The organism is Methylobacterium gnaphalii (assembly GCF_007992215.1).
Lineage (GTDB): Bacteria > Pseudomonadota > Alphaproteobacteria > Rhizobiales > Beijerinckiaceae > Methylobacterium > Methylobacterium gnaphalii.
In genome coordinates this window covers 1-24,849 of sequence record NZ_BJZV01000042.1, presented here as the reverse complement: position 1 = coordinate 24,849, position 24,849 = coordinate 1, and the positions used below count along the sequence as shown (strand labels likewise).

The 24,849-nt window shown below is 67.7% G+C and carries 21 protein-coding genes and 1 tRNA gene; 10 read left to right on the top strand and 12 right to left on the bottom strand.

Annotated features, from left to right (window positions below; genetic code table 11):
- Positions 1-2,476 (top strand): autotransporter outer membrane beta-barrel domain-containing protein (locus MGN01_RS21345; RefSeq protein ID WP_147048834.1); only part of this gene is annotated, 2,476 nt, incomplete at its 5' end.
- A gap of 242 nt (positions 2,477-2,718) precedes the next feature.
- On the opposite strand, the gene moaB is transcribed toward MGN01_RS21345, so the two are convergent.
- On the bottom strand, positions 2,719-3,276 hold the full coding sequence (gene moaB, locus MGN01_RS21340; RefSeq protein WP_147048833.1) for a molybdenum cofactor biosynthesis protein B: 558 nt from the start codon (positions 3,274-3,276) through the stop codon (positions 2,719-2,721).
- Between the two features lie 180 nt (positions 3,277-3,456).
- Between moaB and MGN01_RS21335 the strand changes: the two genes are divergently transcribed.
- From MGN01_RS21335 to MGN01_RS21325, 3 genes are all read left to right on the top strand, one after another.
- Positions 3,457-4,332 carry an SDR family oxidoreductase gene (locus MGN01_RS21335; RefSeq protein WP_147048832.1) on the top strand — a complete coding sequence of 292 codons (876 nt, stop codon included), beginning with the start codon at positions 3,457-3,459 and terminating at the stop codon, positions 4,330-4,332.
- Positions 4,333-4,450: 118 nt separating this feature from the next.
- Complete coding sequence (purB, locus tag MGN01_RS21330) at positions 4,451-5,758, top strand: adenylosuccinate lyase (protein WP_147048831.1); 1,308 nt, start codon at positions 4,451-4,453, stop codon at positions 5,756-5,758.
- Between the two features lie 153 nt (positions 5,759-5,911).
- Entirely contained in the window at positions 5,912-6,763 is an 852-nt protein-coding gene (locus MGN01_RS21325; protein WP_147048830.1) for a D-amino-acid transaminase, read from the top strand.
- On the opposite strand, the gene MGN01_RS21320 is transcribed toward MGN01_RS21325, so the two are convergent.
- The 3 genes from MGN01_RS21320 to MGN01_RS21310 form a co-directional block, all read right to left on the bottom strand.
- Positions 6,733-6,948, bottom strand: coding sequence for a hypothetical protein (locus MGN01_RS21320; RefSeq protein ID WP_147048829.1), 216 nt, complete (start codon positions 6,946-6,948; stop codon positions 6,733-6,735). The genes MGN01_RS21325 and MGN01_RS21320 overlap by 31 nt on opposite strands.
- A 464-nt stretch (positions 6,949-7,412) precedes the next feature.
- Positions 7,413-8,201: a site-specific integrase gene (locus tag MGN01_RS21315; RefSeq protein WP_147048828.1), complete on the bottom strand. Its 789-nt coding sequence runs from the start codon at positions 8,199-8,201 to the stop codon at positions 7,413-7,415.
- Between the two features lie 454 nt (positions 8,202-8,655).
- Entirely contained in the window at positions 8,656-9,987 is a 1,332-nt protein-coding gene (locus MGN01_RS21310; protein ID WP_147048827.1) for a hypothetical protein, read from the bottom strand.
- A gap of 228 nt (positions 9,988-10,215) precedes the next feature.
- Between MGN01_RS21310 and MGN01_RS21305 the strand changes: the two genes are divergently transcribed.
- Entirely contained in the window at positions 10,216-10,953 is a 738-nt protein-coding gene (locus MGN01_RS21305) for a hypothetical protein (RefSeq protein ID WP_147048826.1), read from the top strand.
- 374 nt (positions 10,954-11,327) lie between these two features.
- Here the strand turns inward: MGN01_RS21305 and MGN01_RS21300 are convergent, their stop codons facing one another.
- The 6 genes from MGN01_RS21300 to MGN01_RS21275 all read right to left on the bottom strand — a co-directional run bounded on the left by MGN01_RS21300 (position 11,328) and on the right by MGN01_RS21275 (position 17,279).
- Positions 11,328-12,056, bottom strand: coding sequence for a 3'-5' exonuclease (locus MGN01_RS21300; RefSeq protein WP_170246096.1), 729 nt, complete (start codon positions 12,054-12,056; stop codon positions 11,328-11,330).
- A gap of 118 nt (positions 12,057-12,174) precedes the next feature.
- Entirely contained in the window at positions 12,175-12,492 is a 318-nt protein-coding gene (locus tag MGN01_RS21295) for a DUF6634 family protein (RefSeq protein ID WP_147048824.1), read from the bottom strand.
- Between the two features lie 101 nt (positions 12,493-12,593).
- Entirely contained in the window at positions 12,594-14,792 is a 2,199-nt protein-coding gene (locus MGN01_RS21290; RefSeq protein ID WP_147048823.1) for an AAA family ATPase, read from the bottom strand.
- Positions 14,789-15,628 carry a metallophosphoesterase family protein gene (locus MGN01_RS21285; RefSeq protein WP_238258447.1) on the bottom strand — a complete coding sequence of 280 codons (840 nt, stop codon included), beginning with the start codon at positions 15,626-15,628 and terminating at the stop codon, positions 14,789-14,791. Before MGN01_RS21285 ends, MGN01_RS21290 begins: the two co-directional genes overlap by 4 nt.
- Positions 15,625-16,200, bottom strand: coding sequence for a hypothetical protein (locus MGN01_RS21280; RefSeq protein ID WP_147048822.1), 576 nt, complete (start codon positions 16,198-16,200; stop codon positions 15,625-15,627). The genes MGN01_RS21285 and MGN01_RS21280 overlap by 4 nt, the downstream gene beginning before the upstream one ends.
- Positions 16,201-16,322: 122 nt before the next feature.
- Positions 16,323-17,279, bottom strand: a complete 957-nt coding sequence (locus MGN01_RS21275; protein ID WP_147048821.1) for a hypothetical protein — start codon at positions 17,277-17,279, stop codon at positions 16,323-16,325.
- Between the two features lie 1,204 nt (positions 17,280-18,483).
- On the opposite strand from MGN01_RS21275, the gene MGN01_RS21270 reads away from it, so the two are divergent.
- From MGN01_RS21270 to MGN01_RS21260, 3 genes are all read left to right on the top strand, one after another.
- On the top strand, positions 18,484-18,795 hold the full coding sequence (locus MGN01_RS21270; protein ID WP_147048820.1) for a hypothetical protein: 312 nt from the start codon (positions 18,484-18,486) through the stop codon (positions 18,793-18,795).
- A 179-nt stretch (positions 18,796-18,974) separates the two neighbouring features.
- Positions 18,975-20,267: an adenylosuccinate synthase gene (locus tag MGN01_RS21265; RefSeq protein WP_147048819.1), complete on the top strand. Its 1,293-nt coding sequence runs from the start codon at positions 18,975-18,977 to the stop codon at positions 20,265-20,267.
- Between the two features lie 35 nt (positions 20,268-20,302).
- A complete protein-coding gene (locus MGN01_RS21260; protein WP_147048818.1) occupies positions 20,303-21,718 on the top strand; it encodes a histidine kinase in 1,416 nt (471 codons plus the stop codon).
- 110 nt (positions 21,719-21,828) lie between these two features.
- Here the strand turns inward: MGN01_RS21260 and rpoH are convergent, their stop codons facing one another.
- Positions 21,829-22,719, bottom strand: coding sequence for an RNA polymerase sigma factor RpoH (rpoH, locus tag MGN01_RS21255; protein ID WP_147048817.1), 891 nt, complete (start codon positions 22,717-22,719; stop codon positions 21,829-21,831).
- A gap of 253 nt (positions 22,720-22,972) precedes the next feature.
- On the bottom strand, positions 22,973-23,980 hold the full coding sequence (locus MGN01_RS21250) for an RluA family pseudouridine synthase (protein ID WP_147048816.1): 1,008 nt from the start codon (positions 23,978-23,980) through the stop codon (positions 22,973-22,975).
- Positions 23,981-24,069: 89 nt separating this feature from the next.
- Between MGN01_RS21250 and MGN01_RS21245 the strand changes: the two genes are divergently transcribed.
- A tRNA-Glu gene (locus tag MGN01_RS21245) sits at positions 24,070-24,145 on the top strand.
- 114 nt (positions 24,146-24,259) lie between these two features.
- Entirely contained in the window at positions 24,260-24,616 is a 357-nt protein-coding gene (locus MGN01_RS21240; protein WP_147048815.1) for a hypothetical protein, read from the top strand.
- Positions 24,617-24,849 lie beyond the last annotated feature (233 nt).

The following is a 24,849-nucleotide window of genomic DNA, read 5'->3' as shown; positions in this document are numbered from 1 at the left end:
TAATAGCGGAAGCGTGCTCAACGACGGCGCCTACACCGCTGACGTGACCAACACCGCATCCGGTACCATTGCCAATCGCGCGACGGGCGTTTGGACAGGCACCCTTACCGCCAACACCGGCAGCGTGAGCAATGCCGGCCAGTGGCAGGGCGACGGCCGCAACGATGCTGGCGGCAGCGTGACGAACACCGGCACCTGGACGACGGTGACTGGTCCGTTCGTCAATGCTGGGACGCTTGTCACCTCCGGTGCCCTCAACGGCGGCTTGGCCAATACCGGCAGCGTCCAGGCCTCCGGACAGATCAACGGCGCGGTCTCGAATGCGGCTGGCGCCAGCATCACCTTGACGGGTGCCCTGACCAGAGTGACGGCCTTCGCCAATAACGGCCTGCTCGATCTCGGCGGCACGGCCTTCACGGTCGGCTCGCTCTCGGGCACCGGCATAACGGCGGTGATCCGCAACGGCGCGCTGAGCACGGGTGGCGACAACACCTCTACCTCTTACGCCGGCGCCATCGCCGACGGCGCAGCAGCCACCTCGCTCACCAAGACCGGCACCGGCAACCTCACCCTGACCGGCACCAACACCTATTCCGGCGGCACCACGATCAACGCAGGTACGATCGTCGCCACGGCGACCGGACTCGGCTCGGGAGCGGTCACGAACAACGCGGTGCTGGTGATCAACCAGGCCGGTGACGCCACCCTCGGCAGCGCGGTCAACGGCACCGGCAGCTTCACCAAACAGGGCGCGGGCACGCTGACCTACACCGGAACGGGTACGCTCTCGGGACCGACCACGGTCGCGACGGGTGGGCTTGTCGTCAACGGCAGCCTCACCGCCTCGCCGGTCATCGTGGCACGCGGTGCCATCGTTGGCGGTACGGGCACCCTCGGTGGGCTCACCGTTCAAGCCGGTGCAACCGTTGCGCCCGGCGCCAGCTCGGCGGTCGGCAACCTCGGCACGCTGAACGTTGCGGGCAACGTCCTGTTTGCGAGCCAGTCGACCTACCGGGTCGATGCCGCCGCAGCCGGTCAGTCCGACCGCATCGCCGCCTCCGGCACGGCAACGCTGCAGGGCGGCACCGTGCAGGTCATCGCGGGTACGGGCGATTATGCCCCGAGCACCCGCTACACCATCCTCTCGGCTGCTGGCGGCGTCAGCGGCCAGTTCGCTGGCGTCAACGCGAACTTCGCGTTCCTGACCCCCTCGCTGGCCTACGATGCCAACGACGCCTACCTGACACTCTCCCGCAACGAGCAGCAGTTCGGGACGGCCGCGATCACCCGCAATCAGCGTAATGTCGCCATTGCCGCCGAGGCACTGGGCGTCGGCACGCGGCTCTATGACGGGATCGCGGTGCTCTCGGCGCCACAAGCGCGTAAAGCCTTCGATGCGCTGTCGGGCGAGATCCATTCGAGCGCGGTGTCCGCACAGTTCACGTCGGGTGAACTGGTGCGCGAGGCAATCCTCGATCGTCTGCGCTTCGGCGAGCTTCCGAGCTTCACCGGATTCAGTGCGGACGGCATTGGTCAGCGCTTCGCGCCGGGTACGACGCTGCCGGCCCTATACACCGCCGACCTGCCCAGCCGCTCGGCAGCGCCCGCGCCGGTCACCACGCAGCTCATCGACCCGAACCCGGTCGCGGTCTGGGGGCAGGGCTTCGGCTCGTTCGGCTCGATCGGCGGTGACGGCAATGCCGCGCGGCTCGATCAGCAAACGTCCGGCTTCGTGCTCGGCGCCGACACGCGCATCGACAACAACTGGCGCGTGGGTGTGGCTGGTGGCTACACCTTCACCACGCTCGATGTGACGGCGCGCCAGTCACGGGGAACGGCCGAGAACGGCTTCGGTGCGCTCTATGCTGGCGGTAGCTTCGGCCCGGTGCAGATGCGCCTCGGCGGCTCCTATGCAGGCTCGAGCCTGACGACCAGTCGTACGGTGGTCTTCCCGGGCTTCTCAGAGACAGAGAGCGCTCGCTACGGCGGCTCGCTGGCTCAAGCCTTCGGCGAGGTCGGCTACCGCATCGGTTCGACTGCGGCTTACGTCGAGCCGTTTGTTGGTGGTGCAGCGATCCGCGTGAGCCGCGATGGCTTCACCGAGCGGGGCGGCGTCGCCGCCCTGACGAGCGCGAGCCGCGACTACGATGTGGCGACGTCGACAATCGGTCTGCAGGCACAGGCTCAGCTCAGCGCCGTGTTCGACACCTCAGCGCCGATCTTCGTTCGTGGGCTCATCGGCTACCGGCGCGCCTATGGCGATGTGGTGCCGTCGACCCTGTTCACCTTCGGAGCGGCTGGCCCGTCGTTCCTGACGGCGGGCGTACCGGTGGCGCGCGATGCTCTGGTCGCGGAGGCGGGTCTAGACTGGCAGGTGAGCCGCACTACGACGCTGTCCGTGAACTATACGGGACAGGTCGGCGCAGACCGCACACAGGTGCATGGGGTCAAGGGCGGTTTCGTCTACCGCTGGTAACAGAGCCGTCGAGGGGGCCCGCTGAATCAAACTCGTTCAATGGGCTCCGCCGTTATTCTCGATAAGTATAGGAATCGTCTTCGCGCGACACGGTTCTTTTAGTCCCACAAATTCGGGCCGCAACTCAGCGATTGCGCGTGACACATGGTAAGAGCAGGTCGAATATCGCTAAAGCGTTATAGCAGGATACTGCCGTAAACTCTTGGTTTGCTTAAAAATGACAATGTGAAGGGTCGCCTTCCTCAGGCGCTGATCGTTGCGCCGCGACGGAGGTGCTCGTCGAGCCGCGGCAGGATTTCGACGAAGTTGCACGGTCGGTGGCGGTAGTCGAGTTGCGCGTCGAGGATGCCGTCCCAGGCATCCTTGCAGGCACCAGGCGAGCCCGGCAGCACGAAGACGTAGGTTGCGCGCACGACCCCGGCGGTGGCTCGCGACTGCAGGGTCGAGGTACCAATCTTGTCGTAGGAGATGCGGTGAAAGACGGCGGAGAACCCATCCATCCGCTTTTCGAAGAGCGGCTCGATCGCCTCCGGCGTGACGTCTCGCCCGGTGAAGCCGGTGCCACCGGTGGTGAGGATCACGTCGATGTCCGGATCGCGGGACCACGCGTCGACCTTGGCACGGATGGCCGGAACCTCGTCGGGCACGATCGCCCGCGCAGCGAGCCTGTGGCCAGCCGCCTCTAGACGCCCGACCAGGGTGTCGCCGGAGCGATCGTCCTCGACCGTGCGCGTGTCGGAGATCGTGAGCACGGCGATGGCGAGTGGGATGAAAGGACGTTCGAGGGCAGTGTCGTTCATGAGAACTCTCGCGAAAGCGGCGCGGCGGTGCCGGTGATATGGGCAGGCGGGCGGCTCTGACTCAAGCCGTGACGGATTGCGGCGCCGATTGTCGAGCCGGAGCGACGTTTCTCACTCGAAACGATCGGGAACAGCCCGTGATGCGTCCGGTTCTCCGGTCGCATTTCAGGGAGCGATTCCGTGACAACCGACCCGCTGAGCAAATATCCCCGTCCGCCCTTCGAAGCCCAGCCGCAGGGTTTTCCCGGTAAGACGGGGCGGATGGCGCCCGAACCGGATCACGGCGAGGAGAGCTATCAGGGCTCGGGCCGGCTCGCCGGCAAGGCCGCGCTGATCACCGGCGGCGACAGCGGGATTGGCCGCGCCGTGGCCATTGCCTATGCGCGCGAGGGTGCCGACATCGCGCTCTCGTATCTGCCCGATGAGCAGGCGGATGCCGAGGCCGTCGGCGAATGGATCGCGAGGGCCGGTCGGCGCGCATTGCTGTTGCCGGGCGACCTGATGGATCCGGCCTATGGCCGCGAGATCGTGGCCCGCACCGCGTCCGAGTTCGGCCGACTCGATGTGCTCGTGAACAACGGAGCCTTCCAGCAGCCGAACCAGGGGCTCGACGCGATCGAGGACGCACTGTTCGAAAAACACTTCCGCACGAATGTGTTCGGTCCATTCTACGTGACCAAGGCGGCGCTTGCCCACCTGAGGCCCGGCGCCTCCGTGATCTTCACCTCCTCGGTGAATTCCAAGCACCCAATACCGACTCTGCTCGCCTACAGCGCCACCAAGGGTGCCCTGAGCAACATGGTGCTGAGCCTGTCGCAGCTGCTCGCTGAGAAGGGCATCCGCGTGAATGGCGTTCTGCCTGGCCCGATCTGGACGCCGTTCATCCCTGCCGGGATGAGCGAAGAATCGGTGAAAAGCTTCGGCTCTCAAGTTCCGTTCGGCCGCCCTGGCCAGCCGGCCGAGCTCGCCTCGACTTACGTGACCCTCGCCTCCGACGAGAGCAGCTATACGTCGGGAGCTCTCGTCACCGTGGCCGGCGCCATGCCGGTGTTCTGAGAGGTCTGCCGCGCCAGATGCGATTCTGGTGCACGGGCGCTTCCGGTGATCGGCCATAGCGCGCCGAAGAGGCTGCGCTTATACCGCCGCGCGACATCCTTCTCGCGTGAGACAGCCCATGATCCCCCGTTACTCCCGCCCCGAGATGGCCGCGATCTGGTCGCCGGAGAGCCGGTTCCGGATCTGGTTCGAGATCGAGGCCCATGCCACCTCGGCGCTCGCCGAGATCGGCGTCGTCCCAAGAGAGGCAGCCGACAAGGTCTGGGAGAAGGGCCGCGACGCAGTCTTCGACGTCGCTCGCATCGATGAGATCGAGGCGGTGACGAAGCACGACGTCATCGCCTTCCTGACGCATCTCGCCGAGATCGTCGGGCCAGAGGCGCGCTTCGTCCATCAGGGCATGACCTCGTCGGACGTGCTCGATACCTGCCTCAACGTGCAGCTCGCCAGGGCTGCAGACATCCTGATCGCCGATCTCGACAAGCTGCTCGCCGCGTTGAAGAAGCGTGCCTTCGAGCACAAGATGACCCCGACCATCGGCCGCTCGCACGGCATCCATGCCGAGCCGGTGACCTTCGGCCTCAAGCTCGCCCAGGCCTATGCCGAATTCACGCGCAACCGCGAGCGCCTGGTCGCGGCGCGTAAGGAGATCGCCACCTGCGCCATCTCGGGCGCGGTCGGCACCTTCGCCAACATCGACCCGCGGGTGGAGGAATACGTCGCGGAGAAGATGGGCCTTCAGCCTGAGCCGGTCTCGACGCAGGTCATTCCACGCGACCGCCACGCCATGTTCTTCGCGGTGCTTGGCGTCGTCGCCTCCTCCATGGAGCGGCTGGCCATCGAGGTGCGTCACCTGCAGCGCACCGAGGTGCTGGAGGCCGAGGAGTTCTTTTCCGAGGGTCAGAAGGGCTCTTCGGCCATGCCGCACAAGCGCAACCCGGTGCTGACCGAGAACATCACTGGGCTGGCCCGCATGGTGCGCGGCTACGTCACCCCGGCGTTGGAGAACGTGGCGCTCTGGCACGAGCGCGACATCTCGCATTCCTCGGTCGAACGCATGATCGGCCCCGACGCCACGGTGACGCTCGATTTCGCGCTGGCCCGCCTCACCGGCGTGATCGACAGGCTGCTGGTTTATCCGGAGACCATGCAGAAGAACCTGGATCGGCTCGGCGGCCTGGTCCACTCGCAGCGCGTGCTGCTGGCGCTGACGCAAGGGGGCGTGTCACGCGAGGACGCCTATCGCCTCGTTCAGCGCAACGCGATGCCGGTCTGGCGCGGCGAGGGAGATTTCCTGACCCTGCTCAAGGCGGATCCGGAGGTGACTGCCGTGCTGAAGCCTGAGCAGATCGAGGAATGCTTCGACCTCGGCTACCACCTGAAGCATGTCGACACGATCTTCCGCAGGGTGTTCGGGGAGGCATGAGCCTCTCGATCACTGCGAGTGTGATGAAGCCGGCCACGGCAACATCGGTGACCTGCGACCGCTGACGCTGGCCGGTTCCGGCTTTGTCGCGCGGTGAGGGGTAAGCGTCGCACGGTTTGTGCTTTGGACGGGGCAGGAGCGAGGCGGGACCACATGACGCGCATTGCTTACGTGAACGGCGAGTACCTGCCCCTGGAACAGGCCAGCGTTTCGGTGATGGACCGCGGCTTCCTGTTCGCGGACGGCATCTACGAGGTCGCCGCGGTGCTCGGCGGGCGCCTCGTCGACAATGCCGGACATCTGGCGCGGCTGGAGCGCTCGCTGTCGGAGATCGGCATCGCCAACCCTCATCCGGTCGAGGAATGGGTGCGGATCGAGACCGAACTGGTCTCGCGCAACGGCGTGACGGAAGGCCTCGTCTACCTCCAGGTCACCCGCGGCGTCGCGGAGCGCGACTTCACCTTCCCGAAAGACACCCCCACAACCGTCGTGGCTTTCACCCAGGCGAAAACCATTACCGACAACCCCCTTGCCGAGACCGGGGCGAAGGTGATCACGGTGCCGGACATCCGCTGGCAGCGGCGCGACATCAAGTCGGTGGCGCTCCTCGCCCAGGTGCTCGCCAAGCAGCAGGCGGCGGAGGCCGGCGCGGCGGAGGCCTTCATGGTCGAGGACGGGTCGATCACCGAGGGCTCGTCCTCCACCGCCTTCATCGTCACGAAGGAGGGCACCATCATCACGCGTCCGCTCTCGAACGCGCTGCTGCCGGGCATCACGCGGCGCGCGGTGATCGCGCTGGCCGCCGAGTTCGACCTGAAACTGGAGGAGCGGCTGTTCTCGGTGGAGGAACTGCACGACGCGGCCGAGGCCTTCTACACCAGTGCCTCGGCCTTCGTGATGCCGGTGGTCTCGGTCGACGGCAAGGTGCTCGGCGACGGCCGTCCCGGTCCAGTCGCGCGGCGCCTGCGCGAACTCTACTTCACCTTCGCCGAGGCACGGGACTGAGCGTCCGGCTTGCGGATGAAGGGCAGCACGACCGCCATCACGAGGAAGGCAGCGAGCCCCGTCCACAATCCGCCTTCCATGAGCTTTGCCACGACGAGGCTCGGCAGGTCGTCCGCGGAGAGCGCCGTCACCAGGAGGAGGAGCAGCGGCGGGATAGCGAGGATGATGGCGAGCCAACGGGGCATGGCGCCAGCATAGCACCGCCCGCCGCAGGCTCGAAGCTCTCTAAGCGTACGGGTCGAAATACCTGCCCCTCGGACCCCAGTGCGGCCACGTCGCGCCACGATCCATGCTTTCGGAGCGGCAACGAACGCGGATGGCGCTGACGCATGAGGCGACGGTCCCTGCTCCGGCGCGCCACCAAGTTGGACCGCGTCGCACGGCCTCCACAGGCTGCCAGCCATAGGGCTCGAACAACGCCGAAGGGCGGTCCCATCGCCCGGGCCAGGGAGGGCCGGCTGCGATTTGACCCGGGCGTCTGAGGTAAGGAAGCGCCAGGCCCATCAGCCGGCCACTCGCGGTGACGGTGAGACGACAGGACCGGCGACACATCCGACACGAAGCCGTAGGCAAAGCAGTGGCATCCGCCCGACCGAGCCTTGTCAGAGCAGCCGTGGGGTTGGCTGGGTCCCCGACATCGGCCGTCCAGTTAGAAGCCTGAATGCGCAGCTGCCGGCCCTTCGCGCAGGCCGGGCAAGCGGTCGAGTTTCGCCGAAAGCTTGCGCCTCACCCGCAGGGTCTCGCCGGGATCGGGCTTCGGCAGGCGGTCGCGCAGCGCCTCGACCTCCGGCGGCAAAGTACCTGATCGATATCGGCCATAATGATCGGTTGCCGTGACATCACTGGCGTGTCCCATCAAGGCCGCTACCTCCGCGGGTGAGTAACGCAGCTTGGCCAGCGCGGAGAATTCGTGGCGTGCGCTATACAGCGCGATCTGTTTCTTTCGCCGCGGCCAGAGCGTGCGCGTGATGCCGTAGAGGCGATCACTGAGAGCCTTGATCAAACGTGGCGCCTCAGCCGCGTTCCGCGTGATGCGCGCGACCCAGCGCTCGATCGCCTGCCGCTCCGACACCGGCAGGCTGTCGAAGGTCAGCGTTCGGGTTGGGCCGTGCGAACGCAGATTATCGAACTTGGCATTGGGGACGCGCAGCACCAGAACGGCGGGGTCGCCACCGGTGATCAGCCGCGTGCCGGCCCACTCCGTCGGACGCAGCCCGCATCGTTTGGCAGCGATGAGACAATCGGCGAGGTCGCCCGCGTAACGGCTTCTGATCCGCTTGGCCTCGGCGACGATGTCGCGGAGATCCGATTCGCTGAAACGCTTGGCCTTGCACGACGAGGTTTTTTGGGACGTAGGCAGACAGCCTTGGGTTCCGGCCGCTTGCAATCGCCGAAGGGCCGACTGCCTCTTGTCCAACTTTGAGGCGAGCTTCTGCATTTCGCCCGGATCACGCGACCCGGCGAGGGCGGCGGTCCAGCGGTCGATGTCGCGTTCGAGCAGGAAGCAGGAGGCGCTCTTATATTGCTGCCAGCTGTTGGCAACGACGCTCGGCCTGAGTGCCAGAAGCCAGGCGACGAACTCGCTCCAGCTCACGGCCTGTCTCTGCTCCGGCTGAGCAATCTCGGCGGCGCAACGCTTCAGCAGCTCCCGGGCTCGCTTGGCATAGGCTTCTTCCGTCTCGGATTGACGCGCGCGGCACTCCTGCGACAGTGCGTTGGTACGAGTAGCCATGATGGTCGAGCCCTACGTTACTCCGAGTCGGACGCGCGGCAGCCGGCCGGCGGCGATGGGCGGCTGGTTGCTCGGCCCTGACGGCGGAGGTCTGGAAAAGCGGAACGGACGAGTGGGTGCGGCCGAGCCTGAGCGGCGCCGGTATCGGCTGGCGCTTCGGCTAGCCGCCCTTGTTCAGCCCCGGGAAGCTGATCACGTCACCGGTGAGGTCGGTGGGTGGCTCCTCCGACGATGCGTCGGCTGCCGGGGATCGATCCTCCTCCGGCTGCATGTCCGAAGGGTTCGGAACGAGGATCAGGCGGCCCCGATCATCGCGGGTCACGCTTGACGCCTCGATCAAAGCCGTGGTTGCGGCACTCAGGCGCTCGGCGAGCGCCCTATTGGTGTTGGGAGACTTGAGCACGTAGCCGAGCCGCCGCGCCGCCGCCATCAGCACGGCATCGTCATCGCCGCGTTCGTCGGCGCCGAGCACCTCCAGAAGGGCCGCGGTGATCTCAGCCTCGGACACAGCCGCGAGCGTGCGGATGCGTGCGGGACAACCGGTCCGATCCCGCGGCAGGATTGGCAGACCGGGCTTGTGGAAGAAATCGCCATCGAGGACCAGCACGCGGCCGTCGGCGGCGAGCTTCGTGACGGCCGCCTTGAGCTTGGCGCGGCTGTTCTCGTGGATCGAGCCGAGCCCAAGGGAGCGGCGCACGGATTCGACGGCGGCGTCGAGGTTGATCGGTCCTTCCTGCGCGACCACGCTGTCCATCAACGCCTCATACTGGGCGGGCTTTGCCCGATGGAGGGCCCAGTCCCGCTCGTCCGGTGCGGAAACCTGCGCCATCCGGTAAGGACGAAACGCCGTTTCAGCCGGCATGGCGTCGCCCTTGTCCGACGGATCCTGCGACGTCGGCTCCCCTGCCCCATCGAAGTTGTCGGAGGCGGTGCCGCCGGTGGTCAGCCGGGCGTCGAGGATCGGCGTCGGCATGGCCTGTCCGTTCCCGGCACTGATCGGCTCGAGGGAGAGGCCGCCTGGGAGGGTGATCGCTGCGACGGTGACCCTGTGGCTCTGGAGTTTCTTCCAGGTCGCGAGCGATCCCGCGCCGACATAGATCTCCAGCGCCACGTCCGTGCCGGCATGGCGGCGAAAGCCGCTCTGGCTCAACAGGTCCCGTAGCACGGCGTCGGGCTCGCCGATGCTGATGACCTGCAGCGTCCCGACGCGCGCTTCGCGCTCGGGAAGCACGATGCCTGCGAGGATCGCTTCGCCCCTCTCGCGCATACGGGCAAGGTAATCGGCGTCATCCATGGCCTCGACCATGTCGGCGGCGATCCCGGCGAGCGTCGCGGGACAGAAGTTGGCCTTCTCGATGCCGTCCCGTGCCTTGAAGCATTGCGCGAAACCTGTCAGCAGCGCCTTCTTCGCACGGTCACGCTCCTTGGCAAGGAATTTCGCAAGGGCTTCAAAGCCGCCGGGACAGACTTCCTTCGGGTTGCGATTTGCCATGGCACGTCCTTGCACGCGTTGGAAAGAGAGCGAATCCAACGTTTTCGCATTTGAGCGTTCCATGAATTCAACAAGCCCACAAGTTCGACCTTGCATGCCCTTGCGCGACCATGCGCGCCACGGCTTGCCTCAAGCGCCGGCGGCTTCCACCGGCTTCAGCGGTGTGGCTATGATGGCCGCGAGCCTTCTCGCTTAGCGGCGGGGCGCGGGGATCGAGGCGACGGCGACGTGGCACGCAAGGCGAACAAGGCCGGTGCAAGAGGGATGGGGTCTGGCCGCGCCGACGGGCGGCTTCGGACAACGCTGATCGTCGATCGGCGCCTCGTCACGGCGCTGAAGGTGATCGCCGTTGACCGCCAATGTGCCGTCAACGACATCATCGTCGAGGCCATCGAGGCCGTGGTGAGCGCCTATCACGCGGGGCAGCCGTCCCGCGCTGGACCGGACGACACGGCATGGGTCACGACGACGCTGACCGGTTTGCGAAGAGAGATCGAGAGGCTCGCGGCCCGGGTCGACGCGCTTGAGGCAAGGCCGGGCCGGTCGCCGACGTCGCGAGGCGACAACAAGGCGGTCCCGAGCCTTCATCCCAAGCCGGAGGCTGTGCCAGGCCCCGAGCGAGACGCCTCGCCCGCTCCGGCGACACGCCGGGGCGAGGATGCCGCGCCCGGGTCTCAACCGCGCCCGCATCTCGACGCGGCGGGGGTGCGGAGAGAGGCGGCTGCGCTGATTGAAGAGCACGGCGCGCCGATGGCGCACCGTGCACTCCTAACTGCTCTCGCGGCACGCTTCACGCTGCCCGGACAGGACGCCTCGGAAAATTTGAGGACCATCCTGGTTCACCCCCGGGCGAAGGGGTTCGTGCTGATCAAGGGCCAGGGCTATGCCCTGGAGGAGCAAGCCGACGCGGTGACGCAGACGGCCAAGAGGCGGGATCCATCCCGATCAGGGAGCAGCGCGCCCTAAAGAAGCCGATGACCGTCCATTGAACGGGGGCAGCGCCTCGCGACCGGTCGAACCTTGCGGATCATCGAAAACGCCTCCCTCAGCCAGACGACGCGCGACGAGTGTTCTTCAGCCGGATGATTCCGTTGCGGACCCCCTCGTCGCGGGCGGCCCGCAAGTGCGGAATCCGGCCGAGACTGCTCCATCATCCCTCTACAGGGAGGGGCGACCGGCGAGGCCGAACCTGACCTCGCCAATCCTCCCTTCCCCGGGAGGCTGTCCCTGTTCGGGCCGCACCGGAGCAATGATCGCCACCGTTGCGTCGGTGCCGGATAGGGGTGCCCTTCCGTCACAACGGGCCCTCACGCCGAGCAAACGACCGCGGTGCCGGACGGCTACGATCCCTCTGCTGCCCCCGCGTCGCGCATTCGTGTGGCGAGGAAGCCGGCGAGGTTCGCCTCGCTGCGGGCGTGCCCAGCGAGATCGAGATGGCCGCGGCATCTCTCGTAGGCGAGGAAGAGGCGGAAGGTCGCGACCACATCGTCCATGCAATAGGCCGCGACGTCGTCGAGGCGACCGGCGCCGACAAGGTCGGCGACGCATCCGCCGTGCAATCCGGCCGTCTTTCCCGGCAGGCCGAGCGCTCGACACATCGTGTCGAGGGTGACCTTGGAGCGAGCCTCGAAATTGCCGAGCTGATCGCACAGGTCGAGGGCGGCCTCGTCGTAGCGGCGGTGGTATGGCCGAACGCTGAGGCCCGGGGTGCTGAGCCCGTTCACGAGGGACCTGTAGCGCAGGACCGGCAAGTCGAATCCGTGCCCGGCGTAACTGACGAGTTGCGGGCGCAGCCGTTCGAGCCTGGCGGAAAACGCGGCAATGAGCTCCGCCTCTCCGACATCGCCGCTATGGGGCGCATCGAGCGCCTGAACCCGCCAGGCGTCCTCGTCGTACTCGGCCACGAGCGATCCGATGACCACGATCTGGTGGTAGATCAATTTTGGGAAGCCCTTGCCGAGCTTAGCCCACGCCGCGTCCGGATCCGATGGATCGAGGTCGTGCACCCGGGCGACGGCTGCGAGATCGGGGACGGTTTCCAGATCGACCACGACGACGTTGCGCTTCACGGTGCACTCCGAATGCGGGGAGGTGGGACGACGGGAGGGACCCGCCGTTGGCTCGGCGATCTATGCAGTGGGTCGGCCGCAGCGGGGACAGTTGCGCTTGGCGCTGGCGTGGCCCGGCTCATCGTGCCGCCGGGCCGAGGCGGTAGAGCCGGCTCAGGGTGCGAGCCCAGCCCGCCCCGGCATCGAGAAGTAGCAGGCGCGATGTCGCCACGCGTCGCGTCCCCGGCAGGGCCGGATGGTTGCGGACCTCCCCGGCCAGCACAGGCACCATCGTTGGCACCAGGGCGCATTGCCAGTCGCGCAAGAGCGGCGCGGCGGCGAGCGCCCTCGGGTCGGGCGGATCGCCGCCGCTGAGGTGATCATATGCCTTGAGTGCGCTGTCGAGGCGGGCCGCCTCGTCGGTGGTGAGGATGAGTTCGAGGCCGGACGATGTCATGGGGGTGGGCGACCTTGCGGTTGGGATTGGCCTTCGAGGCCGGATCGGGGGAAGTGGACGGGGTTGCCCCGTGCGCGGAGACGGGGCGGCGCGATGTCGGATCAGGCGTGCGAGCCGGTGGATCGCGATGGTGCGACGGCAGACTGGCCGGGGCGGCTGCGGCTCGCCCGCACCCGGATCCTCGGCCGATACCTGTCGAGGATCTCGCCCACCTCGTCGCCATTCAGGGTGCGCTTTGCGAGGAGCGAGTCGACGAGGGCGCGGATCGCGCCGCGATCCGCGCGCACCATGCTCTCGGCCACACCCTGCAGCCGACGCAGGTCGGCCTCGACCCGTTCGGCGAGCGCGGTGTCCTCTCGCAGCAGCGCGGCGGCCTGCTCGGCATCGACCACGGCGCGAAGGGTATCGCCGAGGCCGAAGCTCGCGTGGAGCGCCGCGACCTGCCGTGTGGCCTCCCGCAGATCGCCCGCCGCGCCCGCCGTCGCCCCGCATCCGAGCACGGTATCGGCGGCGCGTCCCGCCAGCAGCCCGACGACGCGCCGTTCCAGTCCCGCCCTATCGGGCAGTGTCTGCTCGAACGCGATGATCGTGCGACCGCCGTAGTTGGCGCCGGAGATGATGGAGACCTCCGCGACGCGCAGGCCGAGCCGAAACGCAGCCAAGGCATGGCCGGCCTCGTGCAGGGCGACGGCGCGCAGTTCGGCCTCACAGCGGGTTTCGGCCGGCGCGATCTCGGCGAGAACATCGTCGAGGAGGATGGCCCGTCCGGCGGCGCGGGCGCGGGCTCGGGCACCGCGGACGCTTCCGGCCAGATCGGCGCCGGTGCGGCCACCCGAGAGGCGGGCGGCGGGCGCGAGGTCGATCTCCCGAAGATCCTGGCCGAGATGATGGCGCAAGATGCCGAGCCGGCCGGCCTCGTCGGGCGGCCCGATCAGCATCTGGCGGTCGAATCGTCCGGGACGAAGCAGGGCAGGGTCGAGGCGGCCGACGAAGTTCGTGGCCGCAATCAGCACCACCCCGAGACGGCGCAGCCTTTCCGTGCATGTGAGGACATGGACAACCAGGGATTGCCAGTAGGAGGCGTTGCGGTCGTCGAGCCGCGCACGGCTCGGCAGGGCGTCCAATTCATCGAGATACCCAAGCGCCGTACCGTCGCGCTTGGCCGCGAGTTCGAGCCGTTCGGTGAAGGCCGTGACCTGCCGCAGGACCTGATCGAGATAGCCGTTGCTCTCGACGAACCACGACGCGACGCTGGTCTCGACGCAGGTGACGCCGGCGGCGGCGGCGGTTGCACGCGCCAAGGTGGTCTTGCCGGTGCCGGGCGGGCCGAACCACACGATCGACTCCAGCGACTGAGGCGATAGGGTGCCGGCCCTGACCCGTGCGATATCGGCGACGGTGCGTCGGGACCAGTCGAGCGCCTCGCCGTAGCCCGTGAGCTGGTCGAGTGACGGGATGTCGGTCGTCGTGGGAATGCCGACGCGAGCGCGGCTCGCGCGGCGGATGCGCGCGAGGCAGGCGGACGGCGTCGCCCCGGCACGCAGGGCCGCGGCGATGTCGAGCAGGTCGAGACCGGAGAGATCCTGCGCCGCCACCGCCTTGCGTGAGCGCCGGCCGCACCACAGCCCGACCGCACGGCGCACGAGACGGGCGTCGAGCGGCGGCACGGTCAGCGTGTGATCGGCGGCGCAGACGAGGATCGGCGCGAGGAAGCCCAGGTCGGGCGTGATCGCCACGAGCGGTCCCGCAGCGGCGATCCGGTCCGCCGCCTCGGCGTCGCGTTCGATCTCGACCGTGCCGCGGGGACGCGTGGCGCGCGTCACGATGCGGGCGCGGCCCTGGCCCACGGTTCGGAAAGCCGCCTCGACCGGCGCGACCCAGCCGGCGCTCGGGACGAGCACGACTACGACGAGGGCGTGTCCCGCGCGCAGCCCTCGGGCCAATCGCGCCGGGAGCACGGCCTCAAGGGCGAGTTCGGCGAGGAGCCGCGGCGGGTCGACGAGGCCGTCGGCCTGTCGAATGCCGCGCCAACCCGTCCTACGCTCGGGACCGTTGGACTCGGGATCGAGCTGCGCTGGTGTCATGCTGTGTGGCCGGTGATCGACCGGCACGGGAGAGCTGACGTCGAGAGGGTCGAAGCCGAAGGCCTCGTCGAGGGTTTGCTGTTGGTCCAGCCCATCCTCGGAAGACGCGGCCGTGTCGGGGGGCGACCCGGGGATCGGGATCGCGGCATCGCTCGCCCTGCCCTCGGCGCAGGCCTTCTCCGAGGCCGAAGGCGGGGACGTCACCGGCTTGCTCATGCACGGTCCTCCGGATTGTTGCAGGCCAGCTCGATCACCAGGGCGGGGTCGAATTCCCCCGCGCATTCGTTCCCGTAGCCGTGCGGGTTGGAGACGAGGCGGGTCGCCCCGATCCTCTCATCGACCGGGTGATGCGTGTGGCCGCTGATCCAGAGATCGGGCCTGGCCGACACGATCAGCTCGGTGAGGTCGGAGGCAAAGCTCGCGCTGAGCGGGTCACGGCCGTAGCGCGGGGCGATGCAACTGGGATGGGGACCGTGATGGGTCACCACCACGCTCGGACCTGGAAACGGCGTCGCCAGCGTCCGGGCGATGAAGGCGCGCGAGGCGGCGTGCAACGCGGCCGCATCGGTGGGCAGGAACCCGCGCCAGGTCGGATCATGGGCGGCGGCAATGCAGTGATGGTCGTTCATGCCGCGCAAGGCTGCGGCCATCACGACCTGACGGTGCCTGCAGCCGTGCAGCGCGTAGTCCGTCCAGAGCGTTGCGCCAAGAAAGCGTACGCCGCCGATGACGGCGACGTCGTTCTCCAGGAGAGTGACCCCGAGCTGCTCAGCCGCGGCCCGAGCACGGGCGATCTCGTCGACGAGGAGCCTGCCGTAGAACTCGTGATTGCCGAGTACCGCAACGAGCGGCACCGCCGCGGGAATGCGGTGGCGCAGGTAGGTCAAGGCTTCGACGGCCCCGGCGCAGGTATCGCCCGCCACTACGACGAGATCGGCACCCGGAGCCAGGGAGAATCGACCGGTCTCGACGACATCGACGTGCAGATCGCTGACGACCTGAATGCGCAGCGCCGACGAAGGGCGGGGCGATGCGGGAACGGAAGCCATCATCGGCCTTCCTCCGACACGCTCGCCGAGGCCCGACCCGCCGCTCCGGCAACGCCCGGAGCGGGAGCCGAGAGGCGCCCTCCCCCAGCGTGGTACCCCGCGGCCGTAGCCCGCCGGCCGCTCGGGAGGCAGGCGGTTCGGGGTTGAGGCTGAACGTAGGGACGGGAGCCGAGGCCTGCACCGACGCCGAGGGCTGCCGCTGTGGCTTGGCCCCCGATCCGATCGCAGGCCCTGTCGGGCAGGAGCAGGATGCGGCGGCCGAGGGCGGCGGCGGCGCGCTTGAGGGTGAGGAGCCGCGCCTTCGCCTCACGCTTCCAGGCTGAGCCTTCGGCCACGACGAGCGTCAGACCCGTGCCGTCATCCAGCCGGACGCAGCGGCAGGCGACCCCGGTCACGGACAGCCCGAGCGCCCGCGCGAGGGATTCGGTCACCGGATCGGGACCAGCCTGCTCGACGACCGGATTCGCGCGAAGGCAGGCGTCGAACCGGATGGGGAGCGCGACCGGAGGGCACGTAGCGATGGGCTGCCCGGGTGGACGAGGCGGTGTCGAGAGCAGAGGATTGCGCATGAGCATGGGATGAGCTCCGGCGAGCGCGGCGCAGGGCGCCGCGTCGCCATGAAAAGAAAAGGAAGATGGAAAGAGGTGACGCGGTCAGGCGTGGGATCGGGCCGGCACGGACCGCCCGATCCGGGGCGCTAGGAGACCCGTCGCCATTCCCGTCCGTCGGAATTGTTGCCGAACAGGAGCCGGGCGGCGTTCACCAACGACGGGACGCGCAGCGGGCGCAGCAATTCGAGCACGCGCCCGTGCCGGTCCCGCCGCTGGAGGATGCCCTGGGCATGGAGGACCTGGCGCTTGCGCGTCAGGCAGGGCTGGTTGGAGCGCACCGCGACCGCGCGGGCCGTGGCCCCGGGCTGGAGCACGGTCCAGCCCGGGCAGCAGATCGCGGTCGCCTGCACTTCGCCGGCGGAGAGCTGCCAGCGCTGAACATCCGGTCGCGCGGTCAGGTCGGACGGAACGCTCAGGCTGAAGCCGGAGCGCAGGCCGTGGTCCGATGCCTCTTCCGGTTGCGCCGGCTTGCCGGGCTCGGAGTCCGGCGCCGCCTGCTCCAGAACCGGCACGCCCGCGTCGATGAGCATGAGGCGTAGCTCCTCGACCCAGTGGTCGAGGACGAGCTGGGTCGGGGCCGACAGGGTCGGGAAGCTGTAGCTGCCGATGATGCGGTAGGCTCCAGCGAGCGGGGTCAACCGGGCGAGCTCGGATTCGAGGGCGAAGGCGAGTTCCGCGGTGAGAACATCGGCGGTGCGCCCGGCCACCACGAACAGGGTCCGGGCGGCCTTGACGGGCGGGTTGGCGAGGTGCCGGCGCATGCGGTGGCTCAGGTGCCGGTTGGTGGCACCGAAGCGCACTCCGCGCTGGATCAGGCCGATCTCGCTGATCAGGCCGTGATTGGCGAGCCCGTAGACCAGCGATTCATCGCCGCTGAAGGCGTTGAGGACGACGCCGGTATGCTCGACCGGCGTGACCACGAGGAGGAGCGTCGAGGTGCGCGCCTTGATGATGCGCACGCTCGGCGGCAGACCCTCGACGTGGAGACAGGAGAGTTCCTTGACCGGCACGATGCCGGCGATGGCCTTGCGGATGAGATCCATGATGATGTGCGTCCCGTGGGACGGGATCGAACTGGGGCATGCGCAGTCGCGCGCCGGCCATAGGGCCGAGCCTGATCGATCCCGTTGAGATGAAGGAAGACGACGGATGCCGAGCGGCGCGCGGCTAGCCGCGGCCGTGGTCTTCCTCGACGGGACGGGCGCACGTCGTCGGACGTGCGGGGATGTGCGGGAAGTGGGTTGGGGCTTCCGCGCGCCGGCGCGGGCCGCTAAGCTGATGCCTAGCCATGGTCGGTCATCTCCGAGTGATGAGCGGCTTTGGTCAGGCCGGCCACGGTGCTCGTAACACCGGGGCTGGCCGCCCTGAACGCAGCCAATTGCGCAGCTGAGGCTGCTGGTAGAAGGCTGCCACGCTTCAGTGCAAAAGGAAAGCGAGATTGCGAGACAGGGTTAACGCCCGTGCTCTGCCTTGCCCTAAGCGCCGGGTTGGCGATGTTCGAATCATCATCCCCAACTGTTCAGATATACTGTGGTAAGTAAGAGGGCATTATTTGGGCTCGTGCGGCAAGTATATCAGATGAATATTTCGTTGATAATGATGTGCGTTGTATTTGGTGATTTTTGAAATCGTTCGAAATGTTCGAGGTCTAGATTCGGCTCGATCAATGGGGACAGGGCGTGAGCCTCGTCGTGACATGACCTCGGCTACAATCTCCGGATTGGCCATCGCATCGCTTCGGTCGAAATGACCGATCGAACGCACCGCACTCTTCCCGATGAAGGCCGATGACCGTCGCCCATCGTTCCGTCATGCACCTGCCTATTCGACGCAGGCGCCTTCGCCGTGTTGAAGGACATCCGAGCAGGTTCGGAATGGGGGCCGTGCCTCATGAAGCGGCTATTGAGCGATGAACCGATCGGCGCGCTTTCCTAAGGTGATCTTCCGCATCCGCTACACAATTCAGTCGTCGGGTGGCCCTGCCCCGTCTCAGGTCTTGGCTCCGCGACCGGCTCTCTGAGCATCTGCGTGGTGCTGATCCTCCCTCATGACGCAGTGGCGATTGGGGGCAGGGCCCGCGAGAACCCTCCTGCAGGCACGTCGTCGCGCGCGGGGAATGCGGGCGGCTCCGATCACATCAGGGTGGTGTTGCCCGCAAGCCCCACGGCGATGTGTGACCTCCCTGGAACGGAGACTTCGCGCCATCCGTTCTCCTGCCAACTGCGAACGCCATCCCGGGGAGCCACCATGCTGAAGCCACTGACCGCGGCGCTTGCCGCGACGCTCATCGCGACGGCGGCGCTCGCACAAGATCCGTCGGTTCCGCAAAGGGGTCAGGACAGCGATCCGAAGCTGCCGCCGCCGAACCAGCAGGTGCCGGAAAAGATCCGGCCGGAGACCGACGGGTCGGGCGGGGGCCCCACGCTCAGCGACAAGCTGGAAAAATCGGACGGTGTCATCAAGCCGCCGGGCGGAGTCGATCCCGAGATCAGGACGATCCCACCGGGCGATTCCGGCAGCGCGATGCCGGTCATCAAGCCGCCAGCTGAGGCGAAGTAGGTCTCGTCTGTCCCGCGAATGCGTGTGGGCACCGCGCGCATTGCTTGACCTGCTCCTTCTGATCGCCGAAGACGCGCCCTATCCTCGCCCCGGCTCCAACGCCGGGGTTTTCGCGCGTGGCGAGACGGTCGAGCACTTCGGCCGGGCTGCGCGGTCACGGGAAACAAGTCGAGACCGGTATGGCCAACGTCGTCGTGGTCGGCGCCCAGTGGGGTGACGAGGGCAAGGGAAAGATCGTCGACTGGCTCTCCGAGCAGGCCGACATCGTGGTGCGCTTCCAGGGTGGCCATAATGCCGGCCACACCCTGGTCGTCGGCAACAACGTCTACAAGCTCTCCCTGCTGCCCTCGGGTGTCGTCCGTCCGAACACGCTCGGGGTGATCGGCAACGGGGTCGTGCTCGACCCCTACGCGCTGGTCTCCGAGATCGAACGCATTACCGGCCAGGGCGTCCAGGTCTCGCGGGAGAACCTGCGCATCGCCGACAACGCCACGCTGATCCTCTCTCTTCACCGCGAGCTCGATGCGCTGCGCGAGGACGGCGCGCCCGGCACCAAGATCGGCACGACGAAGCGCGGCATCGGACCGGCCTACGAGGACAAGGTGGGTCGGCGCGCCATCCGCCTGATGGACCTGTCCGAGCCCGACGCGCTCGGCGCGAAGATCGAGCGCCTGCTCGCCCACCACAATGCGCTCCGCCGCGGCTTCGGCCTGCCCGAGATCGCGGAAGCTGCCATCCACGACGAGCTCACCGGCATCGCCGACAAGGTGTTGCCCTACCAGGATACGGTCTGGCGCCTGCTCGACGAGGCGCGTCGGGGCGGGAAGCGGATCCTGTTCGAGGGCGCGCAGGGGGCGCTGCTCGACGTCGATCACGGTACCTACCCGTTCGTGACCTCGTCCAACACTGTCGCGGGCCAGGCCGCCACCGGTTCGGGCCTCGGCCCAGGGGCCGTCGGCTACGTGCTGGGTATCGCCAAGGCGTACACCACGCGCGTCGGCGAAGGTCCCTTCCCCACCGAATTGCACGACGAGATCGGCCAGCGCATCGGCGAGCGCGGGCACGAATTCGGCACCGTTACGGGCCGCAAGCGCCGCTGCGGCTGGTTCGACGCCTGCCTGGTGCGCCAGACGGTGCGCACCTCCGGCATCGACGGCATTGCTCTCACCAAGCTCGACGTGCTCGATGGATTCGAGGAGATCCGGATCTGCACCGGCTACGACCTCGACGGTCAGCGCCTCGACCATCTCCCGGCGAGCCAGGGCGCGCAGCAGCGCGCGGTGCCGGTCTACGAGACCTTCAAGGGCTGGGATGGAACCACGGGCGGCGCCCGCTCCTGGGCGGACCTGCCGGCACAGGCGGTCAAGTACGTGCGGCGGATCGAGGAGCTGATCGGGGCGCCCGTGGCCCTGCTCTCTACCTCGCCCGAGCGCGACGACACCATCCTGATGCACAACCCCTTCGAGGACTAGGTTCAAGGCGGCGGGAACGGGCGGATCAGGGCACGATGGCCGACTATTATCCGTTGCTGGCGCGGGCGCTCGATGCCTTGCCGGATCGCACGCCGGCCCTGCGCAAGGCCGTGTACGACCGTGCCCGCAGTGCGTTGATCGGCCAGCTCCGTACCCTGGAGCCGCCGCTGCCAGACGAGGCGATCGAGGTCGAGCGCAAGGCGCTGGATGCCGCGATCGCGCGGCTCGAATCCGACTATGGCGAGGCGCCCCCCCCAACGTCGGATGCCGCGCCGCCGGCTCCGCCGGAGCCGCCTCCCCCAGAGGCGGCCGTAGCTCCGCCTCCGGCCGAGGCCGGGCCTGCTGCGGCGCCGGTGTCCGTCGCCACGCCGCCAGCGCCCGAGTCACTGCCCAAGCCGGCACCCTTCATGCCGGTTGCCGTCCAACCAGCCGCGGAGCTCGAGGCGCCGGCCGAGGAACCTCTCCCTGAGCCGGGGCCGCCTCCCGCTTTCACGCCCTTCGTGCCGCCACCTCGCCGGCCGAAGCCTGAGGAAGAGGAGGCCGCGGCAACCGAACCGGCGCAGGACACGACCGCGGCGCCCACCCCGGTTCAGGATCTGGCACCGCCGGACGGCGGCAACGGCCGCCAGCGACCCCGGCTCGACGTGAAGACACCGCGCGCGGGGCGCTCGCGTCAGTTGCGCAACCTCGTCGTCGGCGGCGTGCTTGCTGTGGTGATCGGATTGATCGCCGTGGCCGCGATCATGCTGGCTGACAAGCGCTCCGATCTTCCACGAGGCGCCGGCGACAGTGAGGCCGTGGCGCCGGTCCAGTCCGACGCGAAGCTCTCAGATCGGGTGGGAGGCGAGAAGCCTGATGGTGAGGCACAGAGCGCGCCCGCCGAGTCCGGCCCGCGGTCTGACGTCTCCGTCGCACAGCGCGCAGTGCTCTATGAGGAGAACGCCTCCGATCCCAAGGCAGCCCCCGCCGCCACGCAGGGCCGCGTCCTCTGGCGCCTGGAGGCCGTGAATGGCGAGCAGGGCCAGCCACTGCAAAGCGCTGTTCGGGCCAATGTCGAGTATCCGGAAGCTGGCCTCACGCTGGCGATGACGATCCGGCGCAACCTCGACGCGACGCTGCCGGCCTCCCACACGATCGAACTCGCCTTCACCAACTATGGCCCGGGTGAGCGGCGAGCCGTGCAGGAAATCGGGCTGCTGCAGCTCAAGGACGAGGAGGGCGGGCGCGGGTCACCGGTTTCCGGCTTGCCGGTCCGTGTGCGCGACAATCTCTTCCTGATCGGCCTCTCGAACCTGCCGCAAGATGTCGAGCGCAACACCGAGATGCTGACGCGCCGCAACTGGATCGATCTGGCCGTGAAGTACAAGGACGGTCCGCGCGCGATCCTATCCTTCGAGAAGGGCTCGGCCGGCGCCCGTGTCCTGCAGGACGCCTTCAATCAGTGGCGCTGACAGGCTCGTCGCCTGACCTCGTTTCGCTCTGCCTGCACTGACGCCGCGGCAACAAGAAACGCCGGAGAGTCTTCGCTCTCCGGCGTCGATCCGGGTTCGATCGAGCCCGTTTAGATCCGCGCCTCGGCCTGCGGCGCCTCACGGACTGCGATGTTGCGCTTGACCGCGTCCTGCACCTTCTCGAAGGCGCGGACTTCGATCTGACGCACGCGCTCGCGCGACACGCCGAACTCGCCTGACAGATCCTCCAACGTGATCGGATCGTCGGCGAGGCGGCGGGCCTCGAAGATCCGCCGCTCGCGCGGGTTCAGCACCGTGAGCGCGTCGCGCAGGGCCGAGAGCCGGTTCGAGCCCTCCTGTTCGGCCGCGAGCACGGTCTCCTGGCTCGGCGAGTTGTCGACGAGCCAGTCCTGCCACTCGCCCTCGCCCTCCTCGCGCAGCGGCGCGTTGAGCGAGGTGTCGCCGGACAGGCGCCGGTTCATGTCGATCACGTCCTGCTCGGGCACGCCGAGGTTCTTGGCGATCGTGGTCACGTGCTCTGGGCGCAGGTCGCCCTCGTCCAGCGCCGAGATGCGGCCCTTCGCCTTGCGCAGGTTGAAGAACAGCTTCTTCTGGTTCGCGGTCGTGCCCATTTTCACGAGCGACCACGAGCGCAGGATGTATTCCTGGATTGCCGCCTTGATCCACCACATCGCGTAGGTGGCCAGCCGAAACCCCTTCTCCGGTTCGAAGCGCTTGACGGCCTGCATCAGGCCGACATTGCCCTCGGACACGACTTCGCTGATCGGCAGGCCGTAGCCGCGATAGCCCATAGCGATCTTCGCCACGAGGCGCAGGTGGGACGTGACGAGCCGATGCGCCGCCTCGCGGTCGCCCTGCTCGCGCCAATGCTTGGCAAGGGTGAATTCTTCCGCGGGTTCCAGCATTGGGAACTTGCGGATCTCGTCGAGGTAGCGCGAAAGGCCACCTTCATTGGCGAGCACGGGCAATGCGCCTGCCATGGACACCTCCTGTATCAGCCCCCCTGTCGGGCAGGCCCTTCACGAGCGGCCGCTCTCTTGAGCCGGCCGGTGCGCTCCCCATCTGTACTAGAGAGCACGGATATCCGGTAGCGGCGCTCATCACGCGATCGACTGCAACGCGCCAACCGGGCTTCAGGTTTTAAGTTCGCACGCCGGGGCCATGCGTCGCGGTGCCGAAACGCACGCGATCGCTCAGGCAAGGCTTGACCGGTGCGCCCGTGCAACGTGGCCGTTAGCCCTGTTTCTCCGTGAGTGCTGCCAGCAGCGCCGCCATGTCCGGCGGCAGCTCGCTCTCGAAGCGAAGCCGCTCACCGGTCCGCGGATGCCGGAAGCCGAGCAGCGTCGCGTGCAGCGCCTGACGCCCCAGAGTTGCCAGCGCGGCTCGCGCTCCCTTCCCGAGCTTCGCCGCCTTAGTCTTCATCGCGCTGCCGTAAGTGTCGTCGCCGAGCAGCGGATGGCCGCGATGGCTCAAATGCACCCGAATTTGATGCGTGCGCCCCGTCTCTAGTACGCAGCGCACTAGCGCTACGACGCCCTCCAGATGGGGCACGGTCTCGACACGGTAATGCGTGACCGCGTGCCGGCCCTGCCCTTCCCGCACCACCGCAATTTTTTCGCGGTTTCTTTGGCTGCGGGCGAGTTTCGTTGCGATGGTTCCAACGCGCGGCTCCGGGATGCCCCAGACCAACGCCAGATAAGCCCGCTCCAGGTCGCCGCTGCGGCCATGATCGGCGAACTGCGCCGAGAGCCCCTGATGCGCCCGGTCGTTCTTTGCGACGACCAGCAAACCGCTGGTATCCTTGTCGAGGCGATGCACGATGCCCGGTCGCCGCACGCCGCCGATCCCAGACAGGCTTGCCCCGCAATGTGCGACCAGAGCGTTGACCAACGTGCCGGTCTCATGCCCCGCTCCGGGATGCACCACGAGCCCCGCCGGCTTGTCGATGACGATGAGATCGTCGTCTTCGTATGCGATCACGAGCTCCATCGCCTCCGGCAGCGGCTCGGCTGGCACCGCCTCGGGCACCACGACCTCGATACGCACCCCCGGTCCGACTTTTCGCGATGGGTCTCGCACGACGATGCCGTCGCAATGCACCCTGCCCTCGCGCACCAGCGCTTGCAGCCGCGAGCGCGATAGGCCCGAAAGTGAGGTCGCCAACACTCGATCGAGCCGCTCGACGGCGGCCTCAGGCGTGGTCGTTAAGGACAAGCGTTGCGGTTCAGACTCTTCCCGCATGTCTGATATCGGAACTGTTTCGTTCAAGCTGCCCAAGCCCCTTGCCGACCACCGATCCCGTCGGTATAGGAAGCCCCGCCTGCCCGGAAGCTCCCATCGTCTAGCGGTCTAGGACGTCGCCCTCTCACGGCGAAAACAGGGGTTCGATTCCCCTTGGGAGCGCCAGCGGCGCGAAACAACCCCACAAATTCAATGTGCGAGTTCCGGTGGGAACCGCAATCTCGCTGAAAAGTGGGACCCGGTTACGCCTTCCCCACTCCTCTCGCTCGGGAGGGTCTGATGGGCGCGACAATGGAAAAGCCAATCCGCGGCTACGCCGTCCTAGAGACATGCGAGGGCACGGGCTGGGTCGTGTTCGCGCGGTCAGCCGTTGCGGCCCGCCGAAGAGGTGCTGAGACCTTCAGTGACGGGGACCTCTCAAGCGTGACCTGTCGGCACGCGCCGTGGGCTGACGTGTTTGCCGAGCAAGGCGATGTGCCGGTCAGCTTAGCGGTGCAGTTCGGTTGGCGCTTTGAGTGCAACGGCTGTGACGCACGAATCAAGGAAGACGGCAGCGAGCGAGAAGATGCCGACGGCAATCTCGTGGAAGGCCCGCCCTCATCCAAAGCCGTTGGGACGCTGCGGATCACGGTCTAATGTTGCGCTGATTGCGAACGGAGCCACCACGCCAACGAGGCGGCGAAAAAGGCTTTTGGCGCGAAGGTGATGGAGCGCCTTCGCTAGAGGTGCGTATTTCGACGAAGCCGGCCGGGGATTCCGATTTGAGGCCGGCCGTCATCCCGAGGCGAAGCCGGCCACTGTTCCGATCTGAAGCCGGCCAGCGACGGGGCACTCCCGCGGGTCTGGGGTGAAGATTGATCCGCCCCCGG